The sequence below is a fragment of the Streptomyces mutomycini genome (assembly GCF_001700505.1).
Lineage (GTDB): Bacteria > Actinomycetota > Actinomycetes > Streptomycetales > Streptomycetaceae > Streptomyces > Streptomyces mutomycini.
In genome coordinates this window covers 1-5,286 of the sequence record NZ_MAPV01000291.1, presented here as the reverse complement: position 1 = coordinate 5,286, position 5,286 = coordinate 1, and the positions used below count along the sequence as shown (strand labels likewise).

Genomic DNA, 5,286 nt, shown 5'->3' with positions numbered 1-5,286 from the left:
CCGGCCGCCCCACGGCCCCGGGGCCGGGCGCCCGGGTCCGGGGCCGTGGGGCGGCCGGTCCGGATTGTCAGTGGTCCGTGGCAGGATCGGGGGCGTGGCTGAGACGGCATCGAAGAACACGGCAGACAACCGACCGCGCCTGCTCCTCATGGACGGGCACTCCCTGGCGTACCGGGCGTTCTTCGCCCTGCCCGCGGAGAATTTCACGACGGCGACGGGGCAGCCGACGAATGCCGTGTACGGCTTCATGTCGATGCTGGCGAACACGCTGCGCGACGAGGCGCCGACGCATTTCGCGGTCGCGTTCGACGTGTCCCGCAAGACGTGGCGTGCGCAGGAGTTCCCGGAGTACAAGGCGAACCGCTCCAAGACCCCCGACGAGTTCAAGGGGCAGGTCGAGCTGATCGGTGAGCTGCTGGACGCGATGCACGCGGACCGGTTCGCGGTGGACGGTTTCGAGGCGGACGACGTCATCGCGACGCTGGCCACGCAGGCCGAGGCGGCGGGCTTCGAGGTGCTGATCGTCACGGGTGACCGGGACTCGTTCCAGCTGATCACGGACAACGTGACGGTGCTGTATCCGACGAAGGGCGTCTCGGAGCTGACGCGCTTCACCCCGGAGAAGGTCCAGGAGAAGTACGGGCTCACGCCGGGCCAGTATCCGGACTTCGCGGCGCTGCGCGGTGACCCGTCCGACAACCTTCCGGGTATCCCCGGTGTGGGTGAGAAGACGGCGGCGAAGTGGATCAACCAGTTCGGTTCGTTCGCGGAGCTGGTCGAGCGGGCGGAAGAGGTGAAGGGCAAGGCCGGGCAGAGTTTCCGGGACCACCTCGACGCGGTGAAGATGAACCGTGTGCTGACCGAGATGGTCCGTGACGTGGAGCTGCCGAAGGTCCCTGCCGAGCTGGAGCGTGCTCCGTACGACCGCACGGCGGTCACCGGTGTGCTGGACGTCCTGGAGATCCGTAACCCGAGCCTGCGCGAGAGGCTCCTCGCCGTCGACCCGGGCGCGGAGGAGGCCGGTCCGCCGGAGCCCGCCGCCGGTGTCGAGCTGGACGGTGCGGTGCTGGGGGCGGGCGAGGTCGCCCCGTGGCTGGAGGCCCGTGGCGGGCAGCCGCTCGGTGTGATGACCGTCGACACCTGGTCCCTGGGCACGGGCACGGTCACGGAGGTCGCGCTCGCCGCGGCCGACGGGGCCGCCGCCTGGCTGGACCCGGCCGAGCTCGACGAGGCCGACGAGCAGGCGCTCGCCACCTGGCTCGCGGACCCGGAGCAGCCCAAGGTCCTGCACAACGCCAAGAACGCCCTGCGGGTCTTCCCCGAGCAGGGCTGGCGGCTGGACGGCATCGCCATGGACACCGCGCTCGCCGCCTACCTCGTCAAGCCCGGCCGCCGTTCGTTCGCCCTGGACGCCCTGGCCGTGGAGTACCTCGGCCGGGAGCTGGCACCGGCCCCCGCGTCCGACGGGCAGCTGGCGTTCGGCGCGGAGGACCGCGCGGAGGCCGACGCCCTGATGGCGCAGGCCCGCGCGGTGCTGGACCTCGGGGACGCGTTCACGACGCGCCTGAAGGAGGTCGGTGCCACCGGGCTGCTGCATGACATGGAGCTGCCCACCTCGATCATGCTGGCCCGTCTGGAGCGGCACGGCATCGCCGCGGACCGGGCGCATCTGGAGGGCATGGAGCAGCAGTTCGCCGGTGCGGTGCAGCAGGCGGTGAAGGAGGCGCACGCCGCGGTGGGCCGCGAGTTCAACCTCGGCTCGCCGAAGCAGCTCCAGGAGGTCCTCTTCGGTGAGCTGGCCCTGCCGAAGACGAAGAAGACGAAGACGGGTTACACGACCGACGCGGACGCGCTGGCCTGGCTGGCCGCGCAGACCGAGCACGAGCTGCCGGTCATCATGCTGCGCCACCGGGAGCAGGCGAAGCTGCGGGTCACGGTCGAGGGCCTGATCAAGACGATCGGTGCGGACGGCCGTATCCACACCACGTTCAACCAGACGGTCGCGGCGACGGGCCGGCTCTCCTCGACCGAACCCAACCTGCAGAACATCCCCGTCCGTACGGACGAGGGGCGGGCGATCCGCCGGGGCTTCGTCGTCGGCGAGGGCTTCGAGACGCTGATGACCGCCGACTACAGCCAGATCGAGCTGCGGGTGATGGCCCACCTCTCCGAGGACGCCGGTCTGATCGAGGCGTTCACCTCCGGGGAGGACCTGCACACCACGGTCGCCTCGCAGGTGTTCGGCGTCGAGAAGCCGGCCGTCGACGCGGAGATGCGCCGCAAGATCAAGGCGATGTCGTACGGCCTGGCCTACGGGCTCTCCGCGTTCGGCCTCTCCCAGCAGCTGAACATCGAGGCCGGTGAGGCGCGCGGGCTGATGGACACCTACTTCCTGCGGTTCGGCGGGGTGCGCGACTATCTGCACCGGGTCGTGGAGGAAGCCAGGTCCACGGGGTACACGGAGACGGTCTTCGGCCGGCGCCGCTACCTCCCGGACCTCAACAGTGACAACCGTCAGCGGCGCGAGACGGCCGAACGCATGGCGCTGAACGCCCCTATCCAGGGCACGGCCGCCGACATCGTGAAGGTCGCGATGCTGAATGTGGACCGGGCGCTGACGGAGGCGAAGCTGACGTCACGGATGCTGCTCCAGGTCCACGACGAAATCGTCCTGGAGATCGCGAAGGGCGAGCGTGAGCAGGTCGAGGAGATCCTGCGCCGCGAGATGTCCACGGCGGTCGAGCTCCGTGCCCCGCTGGACGTCTCGGTCGGTGTCGGTACGGACTGGGAGACCGCCGCGCATTAGGGAGGGGAGTGTGCCGCGACGCGCTTGCGCGTCAGCGACGAACCTGTGACCGGGTGGGAGACGGGCCTGGGCGTCGACGACGACGTCGACCGGCCCCAGCCGGGTGACACGCCACGGTTCGGCTCCGACGCCGATGCCGGCTGCTTCGCCGACGCAGGTGCGTGGCCGGCCCTGTCCGCGCCGTTTCGCGCGTACGTGGACGGCTTCCCCGCACCACGCGACACCGAACAGCCGTCCGGCGACTGCGAGCGTGTCAGCGACGAGTCGCGACAAGCCGATCTGGTCATGTTCACGGCCCAGTCGGGCGGGGTCGTCTGGTTGGGCCGTACCAGGACCGGCGACGTTGCTGCGATCGTCGTCCCCAGCGGCATGCCCGGAGCCAAGGCCTGAGGCGACCCCGGCCGGGGCGGGCGCTCGCCCGCGCCCGCCCTGCCGGGGCGTCGCCGGCCGGCGACGCCTCAGCGCGCGTCCGACCCGCCCGGGCGGGTCCTTGCGGCGCCGGCACGGGGCGCGTCCGGCGGCCGGGGCCCGGAAGGCTTCCGCAGCAGCCGCATCCACGCCCCGTACAGCACCAGTCCGGCCGCCAGGCCCGCCCCGGCGCCGAAGCATGCGGTCGGGATGATGTCGAGGGGCGTCTCGACGCGCCCGTGGTAGGCGTACCAGCGGGCACAGCGGTGGACGGTGCCCAGCAGGACACACAGGGCGAGGAGCGCGGCGGCCCACCTGTGTTCGGCCCGGCCAAGCACCGGCACGGGCTCCGGCACCGGGACCGGCCCGGTGCGCCGCACACCCGTGTACGTGAACCACGCCAGGAGCACCAGCGCCACGGCCGAACTGCCGTACTGGACGATCTGGAACACCGGATGGCCACCGACGCTCCCGTCGAGGGCGGGGACCAACTCCGTGCCCCACCGGTCGTGATGCGTGAAGGCGTCCCACACGACGTGGGACCCCGAGCCGATGACGGCGGACACGACGAACCACACCGCCTCGGAGAGGGCAGGGCCTCCGGGCTCCCGGCGCCGCCCCCGCACGAAGACGTACACGCGCCCCTGCACCGCACCGGGCAGCAGTGCGACGAGCGGTTCTCGCAGCATCAGCCACAGCGCCACCAGGGCGCCGGTGACGAGGACATCCACGGTGAACACCCCCCACACGGCGTGTGTCACCTCGCCGAACTCCATGGCCCCCGGGATGACGGTGTCCGCGTAGTAGGTCATGTCGGGAGCGAACGAACCGGCGACGAGCGCGGAGGCCACCAGAGGCCCACGGCCCGTACCGGACCTGCTGATTCCCGGCAGCACGGCTGCGGCATGGCTGAGTGTGAACGGCATGGCGGCAAGTATGGGTGAGCCCGCGTCATCCCCCCGAGCCGCCGGGTGACTTGACGGCCGGAAGCTGAGAAATCGGTAAGAACCGGTCGGGGACCAGTGTTCGGGCGGCGGGAGTTGTCGTAGGGTCGCCTGAGTTCTCGCGCGGGAGCGCGGACAGCCGTCGACGGGGAGGGACCGACACGTATGGCAGCGCAATTCGGCCGCAGACTGCGCAGGGGGGCCACCACCACCGCGGTGGCCGCCGCTGCCGTAGCGGCCCTCTCCGCCTCGCAGGCTCCCGCAGCACCGCAGCCCGACGGCGCGGATGACCGGACAGCGGCCGGTGCGACACCGCCCGGCGGCAGCGCGGCCACCGGCAACTCGCCCTACTACACCGACCTTCCGCCGCTCAGCACGGGCGGCGAGACAGGTACGTCCGCGGATGTTCCGGCGACCGGCAGTGCCGAAGCGGGCATACCCGCCTCGGTGCTGGCCGCGTACAAGAAGGCCCAGCAGGAGATAGCGGGCACCGACGCCGCGTGCCGTCTGCCGTGGCAGCTGCTCGCCGCGATCGGCAAGGTCGAGTCCGGTCAGGCCCGCGGCGGCAAGGTCGACGCGGACGGCACCACGTTCTCCCCGATCCTCGGCCCGGCGCTCAACGGCCAGGGGTTCGCGCTCATCAAGGACACCGACGGCGGTGCGTACGACGGGGACTCGACCCACGACCGTGCGGTCGGCCCGATGCAGTTCATCCCGTCCACCTGGGCCACCTGGGGCCAGGACGCCAACGGCGACGGACGCAAGGACCCCAACAACATCTACGACGCGGCGCTGGCCGCCGGGCGCTACCTCTGCGCCGGCCCCCGCGACCTGTCGCTCGCCGCAGACCTCGACCGGGCGGTGCTGAGCTACAACCACTCGACGGAGTACCTGCGCACGGTGCGCTCCTGGTTCGACTACTACAAGCGCGGCACCCACGAGGTCCCGGACGGCACGGGTGTCCTCCCCGCGGACACGGACACCAGCACGTCCTCCCCGTCCCCCGGGTCCAGCGTCCCGGGCGGTGGTACGACGCCGAGCCCCGAGCCCACGCCCCCGAAGCCCGGCGGCGGCGGCACGGCGCCCGACCCCACGCCCCCGCCCGCGACGAAGCCGCCGGGCTTCGGG

The 5,286-nt window shown here is 71.8% G+C and carries 4 protein-coding genes; 3 read left to right on the top strand and 1 reads right to left on the bottom strand.

Features of this window, described 5'->3' with window-relative positions; all coding sequences use genetic code 11:
• Window positions 1-94 precede the first annotated feature (94 nt).
• Both polA and BFF76_RS29555 read left to right on the top strand, forming a co-directional pair.
• A complete protein-coding gene (gene polA / locus BFF76_RS29560) occupies window positions 95-2,806 on the top strand; it encodes a DNA polymerase I (RefSeq protein WP_053929945.1) in 2,712 nt (903 codons plus the stop codon).
• A 45-nt stretch (window positions 2,807-2,851) separates the two neighbouring features.
• Complete coding sequence (locus tag BFF76_RS29555) at window positions 2,852-3,196, top strand: hypothetical protein (protein ID WP_158709617.1); 345 nt, start codon at window positions 2,852-2,854, stop codon at window positions 3,194-3,196.
• A 68-nt stretch (window positions 3,197-3,264) separates the two neighbouring features.
• Here BFF76_RS29555 and BFF76_RS29550 read toward each other — a convergent pair whose 3' ends face one another.
• Window positions 3,265-4,140: a DUF4184 family protein gene (locus BFF76_RS29550; RefSeq protein ID WP_065849453.1), complete on the bottom strand. Its 876-nt coding sequence runs from the start codon at window positions 4,138-4,140 to the stop codon at window positions 3,265-3,267.
• A gap of 183 nt (window positions 4,141-4,323) precedes the next feature.
• Here BFF76_RS29550 and BFF76_RS29545 point away from each other — a divergent pair.
• Window positions 4,324-5,286, top strand: a 963-nt coding sequence (locus BFF76_RS29545; RefSeq protein ID WP_141695697.1) for a lytic transglycosylase domain-containing protein, incomplete at its 3' end; no start/stop codon positions are given.

Bases quoted from the DNA above. Each gene is read 5' to 3' on its own strand.
- BFF76_RS29550 (WP_065849453.1), bottom strand. From the start codon at position 4,140: ATGCCGTTCACACTCAGCCATGCCGCAGCCGTGCTGCCGGGAATCAGC.